The sequence below is a fragment of the Thalassotalea sp. PLHSN55 genome, from assembly GCF_052030545.1.
In the GTDB taxonomy this organism is placed as follows: domain Bacteria; phylum Pseudomonadota; class Gammaproteobacteria; order Enterobacterales; family Alteromonadaceae; genus CANMXU01.
Window position 1 is genome coordinate 142084 of the sequence record NZ_JBPDIH010000005.1, and the last position, 24768, is coordinate 166851.

Here is a 24768-nt window from a genome sequence, read left to right on the forward strand (position 1 = left end):
GTGAGTTATCAGTGACTTTTCAGTAAAAGCACCTATTGGCTAACATTATTGACACGCTCGGTTAATAATTGACCATCTGCTGACATCAGTATTGCAACCCATTTCGTTCCCTCAATATGAGAAAATACGATAGCTGTAGCTACCATCAATGGTATGGCTAGAAACATGCCTATAAGTCCCCAAATAAATCCCCAAAAGCTCAATGAGATTAAGATCATAAACGCACTTAAGTTTAAACTTTTTCCCATTACTGCTGGCTCTACTACATTGCCCATAATAAATTGAATGACGAGCAAACTACCTATAATCACCATAATGTACGGTAGACTATCAAATTGAAGACTGATAATTATGCTTGGAAAAATAACGGCCAGTGCAGAGCCTATATTAGGAATAAAGTTTAATAAAAAGGTACTTATTGCCCAAAGTTCTGCAAAATCAACTTGAAATAAAATAAGCACAAAATAACAAAGTAGTGAGGTCAATGCGCTGACAAAACTTTTCAACCTGATGTAGCGTTTGATCATAGCAATAGTATTTTTAAAAACAGATTGAATCACAGAAAACCGATCAGATAGTTGCTCAAGCGCTTTAACTTTGACACTGGCGTTACTTTGTTCAACAAACATAAAGCCAACATAAATAACAACTAAAAATATGCTTGAAAGAAAACTTTGTGTGGAATCAGCAATAAACGTTAATAAATCGGTTAAGTTCAAATTTTCATATAATTGAGTTAATAGATTATCAACTTTCAAACCGCTAAGTTGCGCTAAATGGTGAACGATTTTTTCAGTTTTCTCTTGATAAAATGGTGCAGCTGAAATTAAATTTTCTGTCTGTGTAACAATAACTTGGTAAATAAATAGCATTAAAATAGAAAAGATAATAATAACCGAAGTAGAAATCAGCCACTTAGGTATTTTTCTCTCTAAAATCTTTAGGCCTTTAAGTTTTGAAGCAACTGAATCTATGAGCATCCAAATTAAAAAAGCCAATACAATCGGAACAAATAGCGATTTGGCCAACATAAGAACGGCGACAATTCCTAAGCATGCAAATAAGCCTATAGTGAATTTCTCAATGTTCATTATGAGTCCTCTGACTGCTTTTTATCTAACTTTTTATCTGACTTATTATCAATGACACCAGAAGCAAGTTTTATAATAGGTATCAGCGCTGTTAAACCGCCTTCGCTGAACATTTTAATATCTTTACTGAAGCTTTGAACTTTTTCTATGCTCTGTTTTATATCAACAACATTTGCTTCAACGTTCCTTTTTAAATCCGCGATTAATGCTTCTCTAATTTCATTTGCAGCACCTTCTGGAGCTGATTGTTTACGATTTGTTAAAAGTAAACCTAGCGGTATTAACGCAAGCAAGGCATTTAACGCTGCAATGGTCCAAGCACTTTTTGCATATAGGGGAAAGTCACTAATATGGCAAAAAAGTGCCACATTAATTGCGAGTATAATCAACATAAAAAAGGCGACCGTTATTGCAGTTAAAAAGGCCTGTTTTTTTTGTTGCTGGTACTTATCGCTCAACATGCCCTTTTCTAAGGTGATCAACATTTGCAATTTATCTATTTGATTATTCATAACGATCCATTTAGTTGTTATCGGTTAGTGTGATAGAAGTATAGTTCTAACAATGATTAATTAATGTGTTATAAAAAAACAACAATGTGTGATACCACTAAAGCATTGAAACTAATAATAAAGACTAATTTCCATGTACAGCAGTCAAGGCTTATTCATTCGCGAATACACCAATACACTCGGCTTGAAAAAGAAAGCTATCGATTAAGTTATTGGCTCAAAGCCATAATGCTTGGCTTCTAAAAAGAGAGCGCCAAAATTTAGCACATGAATGCACTCTCGAGTTGAGTCAATGTATGTTAAGCGTTTGTATTTTTGAATTGTCTCATTCACTCTCGACCTAGAAACGATACATATATCGCCTATTTGTTTTTGCGATGCCTTTATACAAGGGTTTCCGTTCTGATCTAAGCTAGAGTACGTTGCAACTTCAGTTAAAGTATATAGAACCCTCAACGCACTATTACAGTTTTGATAAGATAAATGATTCGCCCACTTTTTGCTAAAGGCTTTAGTTATAGCAAAAAGCCATTGATAGATTTCGTGATTTTTTTTAGCTAATAACTCAACTTTTTGTTGTTCAAAAAAAACTATGTCCATTGCCTCGACTTCTTCAGCTTTGGCCATCGAGGTATCAAAGTCACCAATGCTAACGGCGCCAATCCAGTCATTTTTTCCGATGATCAGCCCGTAAGAACTATTAAATTCATAATTGAGCATAGATAAATAGCCAACCCCTTTTTTAACATAGGCTATGCCTTTAAACGTTGATGAATATGGTGGAATTCCTAACTGGCTTATATTGCTTGTAGTTGAAGCTATTGATAACAGCTGTTGCTTAGTTTCAATTGAAAGTTCACATGGCCAATTAATATCGTTGTGATGATGTAACATACGCACTTCCTCTTACACGGTACATTAAAGTTATAATGCGAGTGTATTAAAGTTACGCCAGTTAAGATGTGTGGAATGAGACAACCATTGTGTGATTAGATATTGCCTGCTTTGCAGCATTAACTTAAAGATAGTTTTTTAGTTAGGATCGAATCATTTCATTGTGATTTTCTTAACACCAAGCGACAGAAATAGGCGTATTTCGATTAGCAAAGTGTCCTTAGGTATAATTTACCCACTTTTATTGTATCTAAGAAATGCCTTAGCATTATTCTAGATATAACTCCCTACACTTTAATATTTCATCAAACGAAGCAAAGAAGGCATTCACAACGTCTGGGTCAAACTGCTTACCACTTTCCTCTTTAATTAAATTAGCTGCATCATCAACAGCCCACGCTTTCTTATAAGGGCGGCTAGAAGTTAACGCATCAAATACATCAGCTACCGCAACAATACGACCGATTAAAGGAATTTTATCTGCGCTTAAATTATTCGGGTAGCCGGTACCATCCCACTTTTCATGATGTGTCATGGCTATTGTCCATGCCCATTGTAATAATGGAGACTCACTTCCTTTTAAAATTTCTCCCCCAATATTTACATGGGTTTTCATAATGTCCCATTCATCTGGCTCAAACTTCCCAGGTTTAAGTAAAATATGATCTGGAATACCAATTTTTCCTATATCGTGCATAGGGGCTGCTTGTTGAAGTAACTCAGCATCTTGGTCAGAAAAGCCTAGTGTTAATGCAATAATTTTTGAATAAATACTCATTCGCTTAACATGCAAGCCTGTTTCATTGTCCTTATATTCAGCAGCCATACCAAGTCTATTGACTATGTCTAAACGAGATTTATCAAGTTCATGAGTTCTCTCACTCACTTCATGTGCCAAATGGCGTTTTTGATCGAATAAATTAAGATGCAAACGAACACGCTTTTTTACCAATACCGACCGAACAGGTTTAGTTATGTAGTCAACAGCACCACAATCGAAACCGATAGCCTCGTCCTCAACATCATTTTTTGCCGATACGAATATTACCGGAATATGTTTAGTTACAGGGTCCAGTTTTAATATTTTGCAGACTTGATAACCATCCATTCCTGGCATCATAATATCTAACAAAATTAAGTCTGGCGGCGAGGTTTTCGCAATTTTAATTGCTGATTCACCGTCAATTGCCGCTTTTACACGATAATCATCTTTCAGTATTTTAGTTAAGATATTTACATTTTCGGGGAAATCATCAACAACTAATATTGTTTCTTTGCTATCTTTATTCACGTGGTATGCCTCATGTTTCTATACTACAAGTTAATACGTCAAATGCTTGTTCAAACTGATAAATTTCAGCAAATGCGTAACATTTTTGGATCGCTTTGGTGTACTTACTTTCTTTAGTTAACAATTTTTCAAGCTCATCTACCGCTTGTGTATCTCTATCTTGTAATAGGCGTGAAATAAACTTCAGAGATTCAATTACATCACTATCGTTGATGTATTCTTTACTGGGTTGCTCTTGCCAAACAACTTGTGCTAATAGATTAATAAGTTGCTTAAATTCCTTTTCTAACTTAGTTATTAAGCTACTTTCATATTGGCTATTTTGTTCAAAGGCGACTTCTAGCTCAATGCAATAGTTTGCTGCTTGTTCAAAGCCAATACTTTGATTAATTCCTTTGAAAGAGTGCAAAGCAATGGCTGCCTCACTACTGTTCTCTCGAAGTGCCTTAAACATAACTTTAACTTGCTCAGGTTGTTGGGTGAAATATCGATAGAGCATTTTGACGATTAAGGCCTTATCATTATCTAAACGAAACATGACACTATCTAAATTCAATAAGCTAATATTTTTTAAATAAGACCATTCTTGTAGTTCAATTTCTTCACTTTTCTCTACAGACTCTTCTTCATGAATATCTTCTGCGGGCTGCAAAGCAAGCCAAGTTATTATCTTCTCCCTAACCTCATCAACATGGATAGGTTTAGTAATATGATCATTCATACCTGCTGCCAAAGATCTTTCTTTGTCACCTTCAAGTGCATGCGCAGTTAGTGCAATTACTGGTAAGTCTTTATAACAAGCTTGAGTACGAATCAACTTAGTGGCCTTGATCCCATCAATCACCGGCATCTGTATATCCATAAAAACGATATCATAGGCGTTAGTATTTTTACTCAGTAACTCAATTGCTTCTTTACCATGTTTGGCTAAGGTCACTTTTACGCCAAGTTTAGCAAATACCGCTACAGCTAACTCCTGGTTAGTTTCATTGTCTTCAACAAGTAAAACTGAAACATTGGTCAAGTCATATTGGCTGCTATTGTCAAAATATTTAGGTCTATCAAGGCTAAAATGTTGTGTTAGAAGCCCCTGAAGTGCATAAGCAAGTCGGTATCGAGTTATGGGCTTTGCTACAATATTATCAACATAATCACCCCAATCTTCTTGCTCAACACCTTTAATTTGATTGTGGTTAAGCATAGCGATTATCTTCGCTGCTGATTTGCACTTAATCAGTGACAATAAGTTAATCAGCACAAAGTTATCATAATGGTTACTATCACAGTCCATCACCACCAAATCAAAGTTTTCTTTATCATTTGCCAACAAGTGCGCTACCTTAGCAGCGCTTGTCATCACAACGACATTCTCAACACCAAAAGATTTGATATAACGTGAAACTATAGAGGTATTAGTAGGTGAAGTATCCATAATCAGTACACGTTTTTTTTGACTTTCTAACAATTCAAAACAGGTTTGGGGGTAACTTTGCTTTTTGTTTAATGGGAGCTCAAACCAAAACGTGCTGCCTTCTCCCAAAGTAGATAATACGCCTATTTCGCCCCCCATTAAATTAACCAACTGTTTGCTAATAGCTAGTCCTAAACCTGTGCCTCCAAACTGACGGGTCGATGAGGTATCCATTTGTTCAAACGAGTTAAATAACCTATTAAGGTCGGTTTGTGCAATGCCAATACCTGTGTCAGACACTTCAAATAAAATAGAAACGTTTTCTTTACTCTGTACAGAAATTGAAATGGTTAATGTTATTGTTCCTGTCTCTGTGAACTTAACCGCATTATTAAGCAAATTATGCAACACTTGCGTAACTCTAAATTGATCACCTAAAACAAAGGAAGGTAAATTAGTATCGTAATGACACAACAACTCAAGCTGCTTACTTTCAACATTATCAATACTACTTTGGATAACCTTTTCAATCACATCCGTTTCTAAGTTGAACTCTGCTTTATTGATTTTTAAATTCCTAGCGTCGAGCTTTGAAAGGTCTAAAACATCATTAATGATCTGAAGTAACTCATTCGCTGAGCTATCAACTTTATTCAGGTAATCCTTTAAAAGGTCATCGGAAGAGAGTTCTTTGGCTAAATTAGAAAAGCCCAAAATGGCGTTCATTGGGGTTCGTATTTCATGACTCATATTGGCTAAAAAGTGACTTTTGCTTTGTTGTGCAAAGCTAGCATGTAATTTAGCATTTAATAGCGCGTTCTCATTTTCTAAGCGCGCCGTAATATCTCTAATCGACAGTAAATAAATGTCATTGTCTTGAAAATTTATCGTGCTGATTTTAATTTCAACGGGGAGTTCTTTGCCAACTTTGGTATTTAACATTTGTTGGTCATTGTCCTCGTGTTCATCAAACTCACTTCCATTTTCTAACACGACTTTCTCTGAAGAACCTAAGACAAAATTAACTTTGGGGATCAGGTGATAAATTGATTTTTCTCTTAACTCACTTTCTTGGTACCCCGATACTTTTTTTGCTTGGTTGTTCATCCTTACAATCTTCATTTGGCTATTTATCACCACAAGAATGTCGGGTGCTTCATCTATCAATTTTTGAAACTCAACCATGGCACTTTCAAGTTTTTCTTCCTTTTTTTTCATTACTGATAGGTCAGTAAATATGCCCACTAATTGAGGTTTATTCTTCTTACTAATGATGTTGCGTTTATATATGCCACTGCGTTGACGACCATCTGCGCCTTTAATCGTAATGTGAGTTTCTAGCTCACCACTTTGAGTTAATAGAAGTGCATCTGCTGCTATAATTTCATCTAATAGACTCGGCTCAACTACGAGGCCAAAGTCTTTATGCTTAATTAATTCATCACTGTTGATTGTTATATTCGTTAATTCTTTAAACGCTTGATTGCAATAAATTAACTCTAAATTCTTATTCAGAATGAACAAAGGCTGAGGTAATACGCTAAAAACCCGATCAACATATTTTCGGCTATCACTTAATTTATTTTTTACCGTAAATATCAAAAATAAAATTAACAAAATGATGAAGGTCATTAATAAACAACCCCATAATATTAGCTCATTCAAAATAAAGTCCTTTATCCTTACAGCGATGCTGCGGAGCTGCGATTACCGCTATTTAATTTAACGTGTAAACGAGTTTCTTCTTCATTGGTCTCTAATAAAAGACTACCGCCTAAAGCTTCGGTAATGAGTTTAGCGGAGTATGTTCCCAAGCCAGTACCGTTGACTTTACCTTTAGTGACATACTTATCAAAAAATCGATTAATTATCGCCTCATCAACCCCGCCAAGGTTATAAAAGGTGACAACCTGTTGAGCGCCTTCTTCTTTATGAAATATCTTTAATTGACTTCCTCTTGGAGCGGCTTCAATTGCATTTAATAAAAGATTACTTAACATGGTATAAAGCAAAACCTCATCCCCTTGAACAAAGCAATGAGTCGGTACGTAATTATCAAGATTTAAGCTTTTATCTTTTATCTCTTTTGAAAGGGTGCCCGCTATATTTTTAACCACTTTACTTAGGCTAACATTCGATAAATTTGGTTTAAAACTTTTATCTTCAATTTTAACCATGCTGCTTAATGACTCTATTAAGCGCTCAATTGTCGTTCGAGCTTTCTCTAAAACAATCCCCTCTTGAACCGCTTGAGTATTTGTAATGCTTTTTTGCATTAAACGATAAGAAATATCATGAAGGTTATTTAATGGTATTTTAATATGGTCAAATAAAATCCTTTCTAAATCAGCCTTTAATGCGAAGTTATCAATATAGGTTTCAATTTGACTTTGCATTATTTTTTGATATTCAATATGTTTTTTTTGATTACTCACACGGGCAAGTAAAATTTGATTGTTAATCGGCTTGGTAACATAATCTACAGCCCCCATAGATAACCCTTTTACAATATCTTCTTCATCAGCTTTCGCTGTAACAAAAATTACCGGGATCTCTGCGGTACGTGGTTGTTGCTTAAGTTGATTATAGACTTGGTAACCATCCATACCAGGCATCATGATGTCGAGTAAAATTAAATCTGGCGGAAATTCGTTGCATATTTGAAGGGCTGCTTTTCCATCTGTTGCAAATTTAACTCTACCTAACGTTTTTATCGCTTTGGTCGCGATAATAATATTATCGGGGTTATCATCAACTACTAAAATGGTAAAACAAGATTCTGCAATTTCAGGCGATCTTTGTGAAAATGAGCTGATATTTAATGGTTGATCTTTTGTCTCTATTTTATGAGAAAATTGCTCTTCAAACCGCGTATTTAGTGGGTTTTTAAAAGCCTTATTTAAATGTTTTTGAAATGATGCAAAGCTCAGTGGTTTAGCAATATATTCAGAAACTCCAGCTTTTAAAGCCTTTATAACACTCAATTGCTCTACAAGCGAAGTACAAAAAATAAAAGGAATGACTTCCGTTTCTTCTCTTTGGCGGCACCACTGCAAAAGCTCAATAGCATCTGAACCATTAACATCTCTTTCAGAAATAATCACATCGGGTGTAGTTTGGCTTAATATGCGCTGTGCTTCGCTGATCTTCATTGATTGGTGAATTGGATGAAAGCCCATTTCTCGCAACATTTTAACTATTGCCGAACGCATAATATCAGCAGGCTCAACAATTAATGCCGACTTTCCTTCGTGACTATTCTTCACTATATCTTCTGAAAACATGAGCTACTCCAATTAACCCTAACGTTGATCATTTTTAAAAATTAACACCTAAGTTAACAATAAGCGCGTAGGCTAAAACCAAACTAAACGACTAAATACAGACAAGTATTGTTAATAATAAATACTAGTCGCATTAACTTGATTTCGACATTTCATCTAGTATTGATTGTGCTTTTGTATAATCAAAATTTTCAACCGAAGCTTTTAAAGCGTCCCATTGGGCTTGATGAGATAAATATAACGATGAATTATGTATCTCTTTCACTAATTCTATGGCTTCAGCGTCATATTCGGTTAACTTCTTAGCAAGTGATGTCATCAACAACTGAGGTTCAGTATTAGACACCCTAGCCACCTTCTCTTCACTTTCAATTAAACATGCTTGTACTTGTGGTATAACTTGGTCAAGACTTCGAGCAGCTTCACTTATCAGTAACTTTACCTCAACAATCTTACCCTGGATCTTCAATATATCTTCAATTTTTGAAAAAGTAAGACTAACTTTGTCCATGCCAAGGGTTGCAGCAGCACTTTTTAAGCTATGTGCTAAACGCGTGCAAACGTCGGAGTCACTGTCATTGAAAGCCTTGTTAAATTTATGACGAATATCTCCATTGTCATTAGCAAATTTAGCCATCAATTGATTTAACAATTGCACATTGTTTTGGCAATTCGCTAGCGCTGAGCTTTCGTCGATACCATCAATGTTAGAAAGCGACGACAAAAACTGTTGCTCAATAATCGTAAAAGTTGAAACTGAATTTTCGCCCTCGAGCATAACTGTATCTTGCGGGTCAACATTTTTAGAGCACATCCATTTAGCAATGCTCTGGTACATTTTATGTGGGTTAATCGGTTTGGATATATGGTCATTCATTCCCGATGCGAATGCTTTTTCTTTATCACCCGCCATAGCATTGGCGGTCATGGCTATGATCGGCAATTGCTTAAATTTTTCAAAGGTTCGAATTTTTGTCGTTGCACTATAGCCATCCATCACAGGCATCTGGCAATCCATCAACACACCATCATAAGTGTTGCAATTTAGTTTCTCAATGGCCTCTTGGCCATTGCAGGCCAGGTCAACCTCTATTCCTTTTAACGTTAACAATTCTATTGCCAAGTCTTGATTAAATTCATTATCTTCAACCAATAACACTTTTAATCCAGACAGCTGTTCAAATGATAGTTTATTGGTTGAATTTTGCATCGAACCTAGCGCTGGATTTTTTTCTGCTGTAAATAAATACATGATTGAATCAAGTAAATTTGACGGAGTGATCGGCTTTTCGATAAAAGCACGAATATCAACGCCTTTTGCTTGAGCCATAGCATCCTCACGACTATAAGCCGTTACCATGATACAAAACGGCATTGTTGTAATTTGCGAGATACGTTGCATTTCTCGCATGGTTTCAATGCCGTCCATATTAGGCATTTTCCAATCCATAATGACCAAATTAAATTGCTGATTTTTGTTTTGAGCCTCTTCCACTAACTTAATTGCTTGAAAACCATCATTGGCAGTGGTCACTTTAAATTTAAAACTACCTAAGATTGATGCAATAATTTCTCTTGATGTCGCATTATCATCAACAACCAAAGTATGAAAATCATTAAAAACGGGAATGTAGTTTTCTAACTCGCTGATACCATGTTTAATTTTAGTCTGTGAAATACCAAAATCTAATTGAAAGCTAAACGTTGAACCCAAATCGTAAATTGACTCAACTTTTATCTCTCCTCCCATCAAAGTGACTAAATTTTTCGAGATAACTAACCCTAAACCACTACCGCCATACTTTCGTGTAACGGAGCTATCTACTTGAGAGAAAGACTTAAACAAGCTTTCTAACTGTTCTTCTTTCATGCCAATACCAGTATCTTCCACAAGGAACTTGAGAGAAACTTTTTCTTCCGTTAGTTTTACCGGCTCGACGGTGATGATAACTTCCCCTACATTGGTAAACTTAATGGCATTACTCGCTAAGTTAATGAGTATTTGGTTCAACCTTAAAGGGTCGCCAATTAGGTAAAAAGGAACATCGGGAGAGATTTTAAAAAATAAGCCAATACCTTTTTCTTCGGCTTTTAAACTCAGTACATTGGTTAAATGTTCAAGCGTTTCACTTAAATTAAATTCAATTTTTTCTATTTCAAGTTTACCGGCTTCAATTTTAGAAAAATCTAAAATATCATTAATAATGCCTAACAAAGACTCTGCTGAGCGATATGTTTTAACCACATAGTTATGTTGCTTTTCCGACAAATTGGTTTGTAATGCCAGATGCGTCATTCCCATGATGGAATTCATAGGAGTTCTGATTTCATGAGACATATTGGCGAGAAAGTTACTCTTCGCTTCGGTAGCTTCTTCAGCTTTGTCTTTAGCAGCAATTAACTCTTGCTCTAATACCTTCCTATCACTAATATCTCTAATCGCTGCAGAAACAAGGCTCCCAAACTTTCCTTTGATTGGGCTTAAACTAATTTCAACGGGAATTAGGTCACCATTTTTACATAACGCTTTTAAATTAAGTCCTGGCCCCATAGCGCGTATTTTAGGCTTTTGAATATAACCGTTTCTTAAGTTTTCATGTCCTGACCTATTCTTTTTAGGTATCAACATTTCAATGGCTTGGCCAATAAGTTCCTCTCTTTGGTAACCAAATAAATTTTCAGTTTGTTTATTTACTAATACAATAACTCCACTTGCATCTGCAATAATCATACTGTCTGGCGCAGATTCGAGCATATCCCTGAATTCTTTTTCCTTACCTTTAATTTCATGAAGCAATGTTTCTAGTTTTTGATCATGATAAAAGATGATCTGTAAAAACTTTAAAATTAACACTAAAAGCACGAGTAGCACTGCAGGCACTAAGACAACAAACCAAGAGTTTTCAGGGTAAAGGGAATTGCTTTTAGACAACGCGATTACTTTAAACTGCTGATTAAATATTTCGAGTTCTATCGTTTGATTAAATAGTTCACTAGTGTGATCTTTGTCTGCTATTCGGGAATAATGTGTGTAAATGGGGGCTTGGGAGCTATCAGTAAAAAACTGTAATTCTAATCCGGCAGGTTCAGTATATTTAGATATTATTGTCTCTAATATTTTACCCAGTTCGACTACTGCAACGACAACCCCTTTGAGGTTATTCAAAGTATGAATGTCGTTTGTATTTTGCGAGTTTAGATAAACAGGGCTAAAAAGAATAATGCCTTTAGTCACTTCTGATTTTTGAATTAAATGAACCAAATGGCTAGCAGCCAATTCATTGTTTTGAATCGCAGTTAAAAGTGCTCCTTGCTCCATAGGGTTTGAAGAAATATCAAAACCTATCGCTTGTCGGTTATTTTTAATAGGCTCAGCAAAAACTACAGGAAAATAGAAATCTTTATTCGCTGTCGGCACAATTTCATTTTCACTATTCAATGTATTTATTGCGTATTGCTTGCCATGAATTAATTTTTGATTCGCAACAAATAGATCCAGATTTTCATTGTTAATGAAAGGGCTCCACTGTAATGAAACTAGGCCAGCTAGTTTATTTAAGTCATGTTTTGTAAGTAAGTAAAACTCATGTGCTGTAATTTCTTTCGATGAATTAAACGCATTTCTGAGATCTTCAAGAGCATCAATATAGATTTCTTCCCCTTGCTTTAGTGACTTTATATGACTAACAACAGCGGCATTAAAACTCGCATTAACTTTAGTATGATGATTAACTTTTAAGTATTGATAAAGCGTGAAGGTAAGCACCAAACTGACCGTTGTTAGTGCGAAGTAAATAAATGTTTTGTGTTGTTGTAAACGACGCCGGCCTTTATCCAAAGAAACAAAGTGTCCATAAAAAACAAAAGAAAGTATGATTAAAGAGCCTATTAATAAGATCCCCTCATCAAGAAATAATTGATTATCATTATGAAGGGTGGCCGTAATATTATTTTCGTAAGTAGACAACGCCTGCCATAAACCTATCGTGACTATTGTTGAAAAACAGGCTAAACCGTATGCCCTTATTGACTTTATATATTGCTTACTTTTATCAGCATTAAGCACGAGCGCGACATATTGAATAATACAACAGCCAAAAAGAATAAAACCTAAAGAGGTATGCACCGCCATTTTGGTTAATTTTCCCCAACCATACGCGGTATCAATATTTCCTATATACCCAATTAAAGCCACGGTACCTAAACTCGCAATTAGGTAACCAACCATTAAAACAATAACGCTAGAGGCTAAACTTTTCTGATATAAATTAAATAAAAACAATACAAAACCGGCCCCGAAAAAACATAAGGCGGTATTTGGCGCCATTCGACCTGGGTGAGATGAATTAACCTCAATATAATGATCCATTAACGCTTGATCGATACCAAATGAAACGTTGAATACGTACTGGCACAAGGTTAAAAAGCCTAAAAGCATAAGTAACAAGCCAAGGAAGATCGTTAATTTATTCTTTCGATAAAAAAGGCTAAATAAACCTAAAGCTGAAATAACAAAACCTAATGCGGTATTAAATTGCATTGGCACAAAAGATGGGTTTACTTGAATTAAGCTGGTGTTGTTAGTGAACCAACCTAAAATAACGGATATGCCTAAAAATAAAATACTAAGGGCGAGCACAAGATGAACCAATGTGTATTGGTATGTGTTCTTGGTGAAAAAATCACTTTTATTCGTCATTTTATTGTTACCCTAAACATCCATTTTTAATTTGCTCAACAAACCTCACGTTACAAAAAACAGTGCTCAGAAGTTAATGGAACTATAATCTTAGATTTCTATAATATTTACTATATACTTAAAAAAAACAATAATCTATGTAACAAGGAAAGCCATTGAATCATCAAGAAGCTAAATCACTACTGTCAGTTAAACTTCCTGAAAGCAGCCTTTCACTCATAAAAGTAGAAGTCTTTCGCTTATCTTGGCAAGGCAAAGGTTACAATATTATTGCGGAAGAAACTGGCTATGATCATGATTATGTTCGCAAAGCTGGTTCTCAATTATGGGCTGAATTAACAAAAATTTTAGAACAAACCGTTAATAAGCGAAATTTCCGCACCATTATGGAAAGCATCCTTCAAGAGAATCATCAAAAAAATATTAAACAGCCTGACTTTCCTGGAACCACCATTGCTTTTAGTTCACCTTTCTACATTGAGCGCTCTTCTGAAGAAGCTCGCTCTTATAATGAAATAATGAAACCTGGCGCTATTGTAAGAATTAAAGGCCCTGTCAAAATGGGAAAAAGTTCTTTAATGCATAGGGTTGCAGATCATGCGAATAGCGAAGGTATGGCACAAGTTGTTATCGACTTTAATAAAGCCGATAGAAAGATACTATCTGATACCGACCTATTACTAAAATGGCTTTGTATACAAACCACACTGCAATTAAATGTAGAAAATAAACTTGATGATTATTGGCATGACATTATCGGCAGTAAAATTTGTTGCAGTAACTACATAGAGCAGTATGTGTTACCCCAAATAAACAGCCCTATTTTATTTATTTTCAGTGATATCGACGTAATATTTGATTTTGAAGACACCTATAAAGATTTTTTCCCTTTATTACGCTCTTGGCATGAAGAGTCAAAGCATAACGATAATTTCAAAGAAATTAGGCAACTTCTGATTTATTCAACTGAGGCTTATACTCAACTAGATATCAACCTATCACCATTTAATGTCGGCCTGCCTATTGAACTTGCTCCTTTTACTGTAGAGCAAATAACTCAACTATGTCATGTTTACGGTTTTTCATGGACTAATGATGGTGGCATGAACAGCCCAATCACTTTAATTCTAAAAAAACTTGGTGGACACCCTTACCTTACGCAATTAACGCTATATCATCTTTCTACAAGTGAAGGTGCATTAGAAAGCCCTTCGGCTGAACTCACAAATATCTTAAATAATGCTCACCGCTCAAGTGGCATTTTTGGTGACTTTTTAAAACAATTGTTGCACCTATTTATAGGTAATCAACACTGTCAACAAGCACTGTTGCGTTTGTTAAATAATGACACCTTAACTCGACAAGAAATAAGCTTACTTGAAAATACCGGTATTATTCGAATGAGCAATGACAGCCCTGTGGTCATTTCTCCAGTATTAATTAAGTATTTGAAAGAACACTGCCATGCATAATCAATTTCAGGTTGGAGGCAGTTTAACTTCAGATTCTACGGTATATGTTAAGCGAAGTGCCGACTTAGAAATAACCACTGCGCTTAAAAATAATGAACTGTGTTATGTGTTCAATACAAGGCAAATAGGGAAGTCGTCGTTATTACTCAAAACTAAAAAGTTAATGCAGTCATCTGGTTACAAATGTAGCTATATTGATATTAGTCGTATTGGTAGTATCAATATAACAAGCGAGCAATGGTATGCTGGGCTAGCCTTTGAACTGTGGCGCAATTTTTCTCTCCCCTCTGGCATGGCTTTTTTTGAATGGTGGAAAAGTTTAGGAGATATTCCGCCACCTCAAAAACTCAGCCTCTTTTGGGAGGAAAAATTACTCGAAGCATTTCCAGAAGATTCCTTTATTTTATTCTTTGATGAAGTAGATAGTGTTATTTCATTGCCTTTTGCTGCCGACGACTTTTTCACGGCCATACGCAGTGCATACAACACGGAAAAAAATGAAAATATAGGGCGAATAAACTTTGCTATATTTGGTGTTGCTTTACCCTCAGACCTAATGAGTGACTCATCAAGAGCTCCTTTTAATATTGGCAAGGCAATTGCGCTTGACTGTTTTACAATCGGCGAAGCTGTGCCACTAATTTCTCCATTTTGTTTACCGACTAGTCAGCAAAAAACCATACTTAAACGAGCTCTATATTGGACCGGTGGACAACCTTTTCTTACGCAGAAGTTGCTTTCAATGGCACTTACTCAGTTAAAGAATGATCAACTAAATTTGATAAATGAAGAGGTTATAGATCTACTTGTTCATGATTATATTATTGATAATTGGCGTAATAATGACACCCCCGAACACCTTAAAACAATTTATGATCGAGTCACCTTAGATAAGAATAATGTTCAACTGTTAAGTGACTATTTAAAAGTTTGTCATAGCGATCCCCTCCCAGCGCATCTTGATAACTACCAACGTTTATATTTAACAGGTTTAGTACATATCAAAAACAAGACAGTTGTGGTTAAAAATCAAATATATAAAACCATCTTTTCTTCACAATGGGCAGAAGATGAATTATCAAAATTACGCCCTTACCATAATAAAATGCATCAATGGATATTGGTGCAATCTGACAAGCATTTACTCAATGAAAAAGAGCTAGCTGATGCAAAGCTTTGGGCAAGTACCCGCTCGCTATCTGAACAAGATTACCAATATTTAGCCAGCTCACAAGAAAAACAGAATAAAGACGTTAAGCTTAAAAACGAACAACTAAATACTGAAATAAGACAAAGAAGACTGACAGAAGAAAAGTTACAAAAAACATTAGCCGAACTTGATGTAGCAAAACTACAAGCAGAAAATGCAAATAAAGCTAAAAGCCTATTTTTAGCTAAAGTAAGTCATGAAATACGTACCCATGTTAATAGTATTATTGGCATTAATTACCTTGCTAGAAAACAACCTGAACATGCAGAACACCTTAAAAGCATCGACAGAGCAGCTAATTACATGCACACCGTCATAAATGATATGGTCGATATTAACCAAATCGAACGAGGTGAACTTACATTCCAGCAAGAAGCCTTCTATATAGATTCAATTATTGATAATTTAATTAACATTAACGCGCCAATGATATTCAATAAAGGACTAAACTTCCTTGTTGATATCCCTGACATTATCACACCACCTCTTCTCAGTGATCCACGCAGAATAGAGCAAGTCCTGTCTAACTTGTTAGCAAATGCCATCAAGTATTGTTCTATCGGCACGATTTCGATCAAAATAAAGGAAGTGCTTGCTGACAGCACAGAAAATCAAAAATGTTATCAATTTTCAGTGTCTGACACGGGGCAAGGGGTTAGTAAAAAGTGTGTAAGTGGGGTAATTAATAACTCAAGTCACTCCTCTTTAGAAATGGGTATAGGTTTAACCATTTGTTATGAATTACTGAACATGATGGGAAGCGAGTTAATTGTTGAAAGCATTTATGGCCAAGGCTCAACATTCTCTTTTACATTAACATTCGACATCGTCACTGAGACCAGTGACGGCATTAAAAAACTGCCCATTGTTGGCATTCCATCAACATTAATGCCGGAAATAGTTAAAAGTCTACACACAATAAATTGTACTGTTTTTCAATATGATATTAATGATGATACTTTTGAAGATCACAACATTGATATTTTCTTACTCGATGAAGATTATCTGCAATATCAACAACAGCTTTTAACCTTATCAAACACACGCAAAATAGAACTTATTCCATTATTAACCATTGGCAATGCTTACCCTCATTGGTTAACAACACTCAATTATAATAACCGAATAGATTTACCTATTACGCCAAGGAAAATATACCGTGAATTAATTTCATTCCGCCAAGCACCTACAAGCAATACATTTAAACTTCCAGAAATAGAGCAAGCAAATAATTATCATATCCTTGTCGCTGAAGACGATGAAATTAATCAAGAAATTATGCGTTCATTGCTCACATTGATGGGCATAAATGTCACTATCGCTAACAATGGTCTAGAAGCAACTAAAGCTATAACAAGGTCAAAATTCGATTTAATTCTTATGGATATCGAAATGCCATTAATGGATGGGATAGAAGCTGTACAGGTGATTCGATCTTACGATTCTTCTAATAGCAATATAAAAAATATACCTATAATAGCGATGACCGCTCATGCTTTACTAGGTGATAAACAAAAGTTTATTCGCAAAGGAATGAATGATCACCTGAGCAAGCCTATCGAACCACAACAGCTTACAAATGTCTTACGTCAATGGTTACCAAAGATAACGGTTAAAGAAGTTAACCCGTCAGAAGTTACATTTCCTAAAATAGCTAACATTAACATATCAGAAGGGTTAATTAGGTGTAATCATAACCACGCACTTTACCAAAAAGTATTACTTCAATTTGCTAAAAAATATAGTGTCGTCGAAAAGTTTGACCTGTATAACAATGATCAACTTAGACTTCATCTTCATGCAATAAAAGGAACCGCCGGTAATATTGGTGCCAATGAAATATCTTTACTCGCGGCGACACTTGAAAGTAAGTGCTTAAATGACAATAAAATCTCTAATGATGAGTTGCTGCATTTTACGCAAAACTTAACTGTCTTGTGCAGTAATATTGAGCAGAGTATGCAAGCTATGCATCCCGAGCAGGCTAATACTCGCTCAGCACTAATTGATGCGAACATTAGCATTGATTTAGCATTAAAGTTACGCCAAGCATTAGCTACAGATCATAGCCAAGCACTTGATATTTGTGTAAAAATGGAAGACAGTTCAGATAAAGAAATTATCAATATTTGCAAAGCTGTGAATGCTTTCGAAATTGATAAAGCCGAAACTTTATTGGCTGACTGGCTAAGCTCACATACAAACATAAAATAACCTAAGCACTTAAGATAATGATGAATTTCGAGTAACTTATACTGCCAACCACGGGTTATTTATCGGCGACAAAGTCGCTTGCTATTAGCGTTTGCATAAACTTTGACATTACTATTTTTCACTTTTTCTTTTTTAGTGGTTTTACACTAACGGGGCTAATTAATCACTTATTAGGATTTAGCCGGGTAGCGTTGCCATATGTATTAGCTTCTATTGAAAGTTCTCTTTCGATGGATTTAAGCAGTTTTTTCGCTTCATGCAATGATATCTTTCGTTGATAACGATAAAAGCCGTTATTTATCAATACTTCAACAATATGACTTTGCTCGCTATTTTTTCTATAAAAGCGAGTTAAAGTTTTAGGAACAGAGCCGTTTGTTTTTTTACTATTTTTAGTAAATATATGCGGCAATAATCTATATAAATACTGGCATGCCTGAGGATATGATTCTTGCGAAATAGATTTTAAAAATCTAGCCTCTAACTGCCGCTGCTTATAATGACTGACATGTTGATAAAAAGTGATAACCGCACTTTGGTTCACAATTAGCACTTTCAACAACCATAAAACAGCTATAAGCAATAATAAAATTAGCATCAAATACTTAAGTTCAATCTCATTAAGCCATTTATAAAGGTTAGTTTTACTGGCTGATTCGTTCGATAAAACTTGATTAGAAACTTGCCAAGTCTGCTCAGCAATAGACACGACTTCCAGTGAATTATTGGTAACATTCCACCAATAAAAATTCATCTCTGGTATGGAATAATCCCCTGGCTGCTCAAAAATAAAGTTTAACTGCTCTATTCTTTTACTCACTAATGTTCCGCGGTTGCTCTTTTCTACCAGCTGAGGTTTTTTGCTATATATCGCCACTCCAGGAATGGTTAATTCTGGCAATACTGGCAACATCATCGCTGGAACGTCATTTGCTTTTAATTCAATAGATAAAGTAACCGCTTCGCCTATCTTATAAGCATTTTTATCATCAAATTCGCCGGCAGTTGTTAGCTTGAAACTATCAGTCACCACGTAGTGTTCAATATGAGTTAATTGCGTAGGTAAAATCACATCAAGGACAATAGATTGAGTTTTTATTGAGCCTTTAACCTCTCCTTCTTGCGTATTTACGACGATATCAAGGGTTAACGGTGGCAGTTCATAAACGCCAGCTGCAAGCGGAAATATGGTTATTTCACGCTGTTGGCTTGCCCATTGTTTGCCTTTGTACCTAAGTGATGAATTGGTAGTTTGTTCATCAAATGGTAATTTAATAATATTGTCTAAATTAAAATCGTGAATCTTATTACCTGAACCGAACCAACGATCGGTCAATAGTTCAACAGAGATTTTAATGGGCTGTTTGGCAATAAATGGCTCGTCAGATACAACGTCAACCTTAACCATCAACTTCTCTTCACTGATAAGCTGTTCAATCGATAATGCGTTAACAGCAAACGAAAATACAAAAGAAAAACTCACTAACAGTACAAAGCGATTAAATTGACTTATCATCATTACCTCCTTGCTCTGATGATTTACTTTTTTGAAATTCTGATTGAAATTTAGCGCCTAAAAATTTCGCTGGATTTTTTTGAACCTGTCGTAACCACATTTCATTTAATTCTGGATTACTCAACAATTGCTCGGCACTCAATTGCTCTATTTCTTGCTTTCTAGCCTCTTTCTTTTCAGCCCCGTCAGCTCGTTGAGGCTCATCCCCTAGCTTTTTGGGTGAGTCACCTTCTTCTGGCCTTTGGCTCTCTGACATTAAGTTAATGTTGTCAATAATAGCTTCAACAATGGCAAGGTTGTGCTTTGCAGGTTGATATTCTGGGTAGCGTTGAATAATGTCTCGATATAACGCTCGTGCTTTAACATAGCTTTTATTGTGAGCGTAAGCATTGGCTTGAGCTAATAAGTCGCCTTCTGTATCAAATTGGCTATACAGTGTTGCTGCCTGCTTATACTGTTCACTTCCGTAAAAGCTAAATGCTTGCCATCGCGAGTCAGTATATCGTTGACTTGCTAAGTCGTACTTTTTCAATGCAAAAAGTATTTGCCCTTGCTGGTCTTTAGTTAACCACCAGTTGGCGAATTGGTAGGGGTTCAGCCATGCATATATCGTCATTGTTAACAGTAAAATCAATAATATTTTCTGTTTATACTTTCCCCAGAACAAGTTGAGCGTATTAAGTTGCAAAGACCATTCTTTAACACGTTGAGCCAACATTGCTTCGCTTTTTTCGTTAACATCTACCATTGCAACGTCCACCCCTTTCTAAACCAGAATAAATAAAAGAATGACAAGACAAAAACAAGAGGATATCCAGAGTCGTACCAAGGTGTCGCTTTGTCATCAATGATCACTGGTGTATTTTTTAAATAGCGATTAACACGTTCAACATCGGCTTTATCATGCTCCATCAACACTAAGTGTGAATAATTATTGCTACCTAAATTTTCAAGTTGTACTATTTGCAAAGGAATTAGCTTTGAACCAATTTCCTCTTGTTCAGCTTTGCTTACATCTCCAATTCCCCAAACTATCAGTTGGTGTGGCTTTTCAGCAAAATAATGATCAAATGCATCACCAGACTCCTCACTAACACCGTCAGTAATTAAAACCACTGAGCCTGGAACACCTGTAGGCTTAAGTAAATTTTCTACCAAAGGAATGATATGTTGAGGCATTTTTCCTTGCTGAGGAATAATTGATTTATCCAACACATCTAAAAAGTGGCTGATCATTTCACTATCATTTGTAATGGGCATAACAACATGCGCAGAGCCGGCGAAGGCAATTAACCCTGTAAGACTATCTCCCCTTAGCGCGAGCAAATCAATAATTTTTTGTTTGGCTCGGATTAATCTTGATGGCTGCACATCGCTCTGCTCCATAGAGTCAGAAACATCTAGCGCAATAACTAGCGCCGACTTATCTTGCGTAAATGGCGACTTTTGCTGGCTCCAACTTGGACCAACTAATACCAATATCACTAAAATACACATTAAATAGGTGAGTTTTACTGGTGAGAATAACTTTGACTGGCTGCCCGAAATAGTGAGTACACTCAACATTTCGTTCGACATACTTTTTTTCCATATAGATAAATGGTCACTGTTGCTGTGCATTTTTCTTAAAATAAAATACAAAGGTACGATTAATAAAAACCACCATGGTCTAAGGAAATGAAAATTCGACAGTAAACTCAGCTCATAAAATAAATCAGCCATTCGCATCGACTCCTGTAGTTTTACTACTACGGTGGCTCACTATCGCTAACGCCAGCAGATACGTTAAAGCAAACATTAAAATAAAATAGTGATGAATACTTGTTCTTGGTCTGAAAGATTTAGAATCAAACTGCTGGGGCTCTAACTCATCAATTTGAGCATAAACTTGTTGTAAGCTCTCGGTATCAAGTGCCTGATAACTTTGCCCTCCGGTTGACTCGGCGACACTGTTAAGCACACTTAAATCAACTTTTTCTTCGCCAGTTGCTATAGGATCACCAATCGCTATTGAGTAAATTTTAATATTTTTATCTGCTGCAATTTTGGCGGCATCGATAGGAGGAACTTTCGAACCATTGTCATTACCATCGGTTAGTACAATCAACATTCTGTTATCTGTTTGACTATTTTCAAATACCGAAATAGATAAACCAATAGCGTCACCAAAAGCAGTGCTTTGTCCTGCCATACCAATATCAGCAGCATTGAGCAACGCCAGCCAAGTTGAAAAGTCATCGGTAAATGGTGCTTGCAGATATGGAGCATCACCAAATAATATCAATCCTAATCGGTCACCTTTCCTATTTTTGGCAAACTCCGCTAGCACAGTTTTCACGGCAGCTAGTCGCGTCACTTTTTTACCACTGGGATCAACAAAGTCCTGCACAGACATTGAGCCCGATAAATCCACAGCAATCATTAAATCTCTTGCTGATTTTTGCTGTGAAATAGGCGCTCCAATTTGTTCAGGTTTTGCCATTGCGGTTACTAGGCAACACCATGCAAAAGCAACTAATAGTTTTTGTATACGCTTACGCTTTAGCACAACGGCGCCTGACTGAGGTTTTTCACCGGTAACATCGACTAAGCGAAGAAAAAAAGGTACCTGTAAGGACTCCTTTTTTTCTTTATAAACAGGGAGTGACCAATGAATTACAAAAGGCAATAATAATAGAAAAAATAAATATGGGTATGCGAACTCAATCATTTGAATCTCCATGATGAATTATCCATATTTTTATTTGCTCCACTAACGTATGCATCTCTTGTTGACCAATATTAATATGCTCACGGTATGAAATATGTGTTAAAAGTTGAGGGCATTTGTGTGTAAAGTCCGTTTTTGTGCAGTGACTATCTAACCATGTATCCCAATCACTAAAATGTACGTTATTTACTTCCTTTCTCTGAAAGTAAAATAATGCAGTCGTTTTTATAAGTGCCGGGAGCTGTCGATATTGGCTATCAGGTTTAGTGGAGTTAAATTCAGGTAAATTAGCCAACCAAGAAAGTGCTTCTCGACGATAAGCGTTAGCTTTATAGGCTTTCACTTTTAACCATACCTTTCTTGCAGTCCAAACCAAGAAACATACAAAAAGTATTTTCCAAGCAATAGTTTGAGGAAACCAACTTACCGACTCTGGCGCTTGAGTTTCGACAAACTCTTTTAATAGATAATTTCCCCAAGGTGCATCAAATAAAGGTTTCATTAGCGCTTCCCTAATGCATTTCTTAGCTGCATATTTACCGGCTCTACGGTATTAATGGGAATAAATGGAATGCCGTGCTTTTGAGAAAAGTACTCATAAGCCGATACTAATTGCTGTAAACTTTCTTGGTATTTTTTCCTGACAGCTGCATCAGAGGATGAAAACTGAATTTGTTGTTGTCCGTCACTTACTACCATTTGGGACATGGTCGGAAACTTTTGTTCAAGTTGGTCAAACACATAACAGCTAATTAGTTCATTATGTTGGCGAATTTTTTTAATCACACTTCCATTATTGGCATTCCAGCCATAACCGTCGCTTATCATAATAACGAGTGCATTGTGCCCACATATTTGGCTAAGCTTAATCAATGCTTGTTCAAAAGACTGCTGCGAGGAAACTAATGGCTGACCACTTTTTAGTTGTTTGTTCTTCTTCTCTAACGCCGACAATAAACTAATAATATGTGAAACTCCGCGCTTAGCAGGAACATAACTCACTTCGTTATCATTAAAAATAATGGCACCAACACGATCGCCAATACTACTAATTTGCCATGCACTTAATGCCGCCAACTCTGCAGCAATGACCGATTTTGTTTTTCCAACACTGCCAAAGAACATACTAGAACGTTGATCAATAAACAAATACACATTACGTTCTCGTTCTTCGGTATATACTTTGATATGCGGTTTGCCCGTTCTGCGAGTAACTTTCCAATCCATTGAACGAATGTCATCACCTGGACGGTAGTGCCGTAATTCTTCAAAATTTAAGCCACGCCCTCTAAGTTTTGAAACATTTTTGCCCGACAATATGCTATTTACAGGTTGCTTTGGCAAAAACGAAAAACCTTTGGCAAAAAACTGAAGTTTTCGCAACTGCTCCATGCTGACATAAATATTCGAAGATGATTGACGAGTTTCTGTGCTCATAGCAAATCCTTATTAGGCAACCGCCACTTGGTTTAGGATTTCGTCAATCACTTGATCAGGAGAGATCCCATCAGCCAATGCATCGTAACTTAGGACGAGTCGATGCCTAAGCACAGGATAAACCACACTTCGAACATCATCAGGGTCAACAAAATCTTTACCTTTTAACCACGCATGGGCACGTGCAGCTTTATCAATCGCAATACTCGCGCGAGGACTAGAGCCAACATTTATCCAAGCAGATAAAGGCGAATCAGGGTAAGTATCCGGTTGACGGGTTGCCATGATTATCGCGACAATATAATCAACAACAGCTTCGCTCATATGAATTTTATGAACTTGCTTTCGCGCATTAAAAATATGCTCAGGGTCAACCTGATTATCCTCACTTTTCACACTAACTTCTTCACCACGAACCAATGCAATAATTTGTTTTTCCGCGGCTGAGTCAGGATAGTCTATGTTAATTTTCATTAAAAATCGGTCCATTTGCGCTTCTGGCAATGGATACGTACCTTCCTGTTCAACCGGGTTTTGTGTCGCAAGTACCATAAAAAGCTCAGGTAGCTTATAGGTTTTACCTGCCACTGTAATTTGCCGCTCTTCCATAGCCTCTAATAGCGCCGCTTGTACTTTCGCAGGAGAGCGATTAATTTCATCAGCTAACAATAAATTATTAAAAATAGGTCCTTGTTGAAAAGTTAAAAGTGGCTTGCCATCAACTTCTTGATAAACCTCTGTACCTGTAACATCTGATGGCAATAAATCTGGCGTAAACTGCACTCTGCCAAGTGTTACCGATAACGTTTTAGCTAAACTTTTAATTGAGCGTGTTTTAGCAGTACCCGGAAGACCTTCTAACAACACATTACCGTTGGTTAATAAAGACAATAGTAATGCATCAACAACATGCTCTTGCCCGATGACAGAATTTTGTATTTGCTCTTTTAGCGTTAAAATTGCTTGATAACTCTCAGTCATACATGTCCCTAATTAAAATATTGATTTAGTTTTATGGTTTACAACA

At 36.2% G+C, this 24768-nt stretch carries 16 protein-coding genes; 2 read left to right on the forward strand and 14 right to left on the reverse strand.

The features are described 5' to 3' along the window. Positions 1–32 precede the first annotated feature (32 nt). The 7 genes from ACRRSQ_RS11595 to ACRRSQ_RS11625 form a co-directional block, all read right to left on the reverse strand. Positions 33–1091: an AI-2E family transporter gene (locus ACRRSQ_RS11595; protein ID WP_440875906.1), complete on the reverse strand. Its 1059-nt coding sequence runs from the start codon at positions 1089–1091 to the stop codon at positions 33–35. Further along, positions 1091–1603 (reverse strand): hypothetical protein, encoded by a 513-nt coding sequence (locus ACRRSQ_RS11600; RefSeq protein ID WP_440875907.1) that lies wholly within the window; start codon positions 1601–1603, stop codon positions 1091–1093. Before ACRRSQ_RS11600 ends, ACRRSQ_RS11595 begins: the two co-directional genes overlap by 1 nt. Before the next feature lie 204 nt (positions 1604–1807). Further along, positions 1808–2497, reverse strand: a complete 690-nt coding sequence (locus ACRRSQ_RS11605; protein ID WP_440875908.1) for a hypothetical protein — start codon at positions 2495–2497, stop codon at positions 1808–1810. Positions 2498–2765: 268 nt separating this feature from the next. Continuing rightward, the gene (locus ACRRSQ_RS11610; RefSeq protein ID WP_440875909.1) at positions 2766–3788 is read right to left on the reverse strand and encodes an HD domain-containing phosphohydrolase; all 1023 of its coding nucleotides are present in this window, start codon (positions 3786–3788) and stop codon (positions 2766–2768) included. 10 nt (positions 3789–3798) lie between these two features. Further along, positions 3799–6864 (reverse strand): response regulator, encoded by a 3066-nt coding sequence (locus ACRRSQ_RS11615; RefSeq protein WP_440875910.1) that lies wholly within the window; start codon positions 6862–6864, stop codon positions 3799–3801. Between the two features lie 17 nt (positions 6865–6881). Next, complete coding sequence (locus ACRRSQ_RS11620) at positions 6882–8483, reverse strand: response regulator (protein WP_440875911.1); 1602 nt, start codon at positions 8481–8483, stop codon at positions 6882–6884. Between the two features lie 133 nt (positions 8484–8616). Next, positions 8617–12549, reverse strand: coding sequence for a response regulator (locus ACRRSQ_RS11625; protein WP_440875912.1), 3933 nt, complete (start codon positions 12547–12549; stop codon positions 8617–8619). A 788-nt stretch (positions 12550–13337) separates the two neighbouring features. On the opposite strand from ACRRSQ_RS11625, the gene ACRRSQ_RS11630 reads away from it, so the two are divergent. Then, positions 13338–14654, forward strand: coding sequence for an AAA-like domain-containing protein (locus ACRRSQ_RS11630; RefSeq protein ID WP_440875913.1), 1317 nt, complete (start codon positions 13338–13340; stop codon positions 14652–14654). Beyond that, on the forward strand, positions 14647–18078 hold the full coding sequence (locus tag ACRRSQ_RS11635; RefSeq protein WP_440875914.1) for a response regulator: 3432 nt from the start codon (positions 14647–14649) through the stop codon (positions 18076–18078). Before ACRRSQ_RS11630 ends, ACRRSQ_RS11635 begins: the two co-directional genes overlap by 8 nt. A gap of 163 nt (positions 18079–18241) precedes the next feature. On the opposite strand, the gene ACRRSQ_RS11640 is transcribed toward ACRRSQ_RS11635, so the two are convergent. Genes ACRRSQ_RS11640 through ACRRSQ_RS11670 form a run of 7 tightly spaced genes read right to left on the reverse strand, consistent with a single transcriptional unit; the run spans position 18242 to position 24722 of the window. Continuing rightward, entirely contained in the window at positions 18242–19597 is a 1356-nt protein-coding gene (locus ACRRSQ_RS11640; RefSeq protein WP_440875915.1) for a hypothetical protein, read from the reverse strand. Then, positions 19578–20342, reverse strand: coding sequence for a tetratricopeptide repeat protein (locus ACRRSQ_RS11645; protein ID WP_440875916.1), 765 nt, complete (start codon positions 20340–20342; stop codon positions 19578–19580). Before ACRRSQ_RS11645 ends, ACRRSQ_RS11640 begins: the two co-directional genes overlap by 20 nt. Further along, the gene (locus ACRRSQ_RS11650; protein ID WP_440875917.1) at positions 20336–21316 is read right to left on the reverse strand and encodes a VWA domain-containing protein; all 981 of its coding nucleotides are present in this window, start codon (positions 21314–21316) and stop codon (positions 20336–20338) included. Before ACRRSQ_RS11650 ends, ACRRSQ_RS11645 begins: the two co-directional genes overlap by 7 nt. Then, the gene (locus ACRRSQ_RS11655; RefSeq protein ID WP_440875918.1) at positions 21309–22304 is read right to left on the reverse strand and encodes a vWA domain-containing protein; all 996 of its coding nucleotides are present in this window, start codon (positions 22302–22304) and stop codon (positions 21309–21311) included. Before ACRRSQ_RS11655 ends, ACRRSQ_RS11650 begins: the two co-directional genes overlap by 8 nt. Then, positions 22297–22806, reverse strand: coding sequence for a DUF4381 domain-containing protein (locus ACRRSQ_RS11660; RefSeq protein ID WP_440875919.1), 510 nt, complete (start codon positions 22804–22806; stop codon positions 22297–22299). The genes ACRRSQ_RS11655 and ACRRSQ_RS11660 overlap by 8 nt, the downstream gene beginning before the upstream one ends. Beyond that, positions 22806–23741 carry a DUF58 domain-containing protein gene (locus ACRRSQ_RS11665; protein ID WP_440875920.1) on the reverse strand — a complete coding sequence of 312 codons (936 nt, stop codon included), beginning with the start codon at positions 23739–23741 and terminating at the stop codon, positions 22806–22808. The genes ACRRSQ_RS11660 and ACRRSQ_RS11665 overlap by 1 nt, the downstream gene beginning before the upstream one ends. Positions 23742–23753: 12 nt before the next feature. Continuing rightward, positions 23754–24722 carry an AAA family ATPase gene (locus tag ACRRSQ_RS11670; protein ID WP_440875921.1) on the reverse strand — a complete coding sequence of 323 codons (969 nt, stop codon included), beginning with the start codon at positions 24720–24722 and terminating at the stop codon, positions 23754–23756. Between the last annotated feature and the right edge of the window lie 46 nt (positions 24723–24768).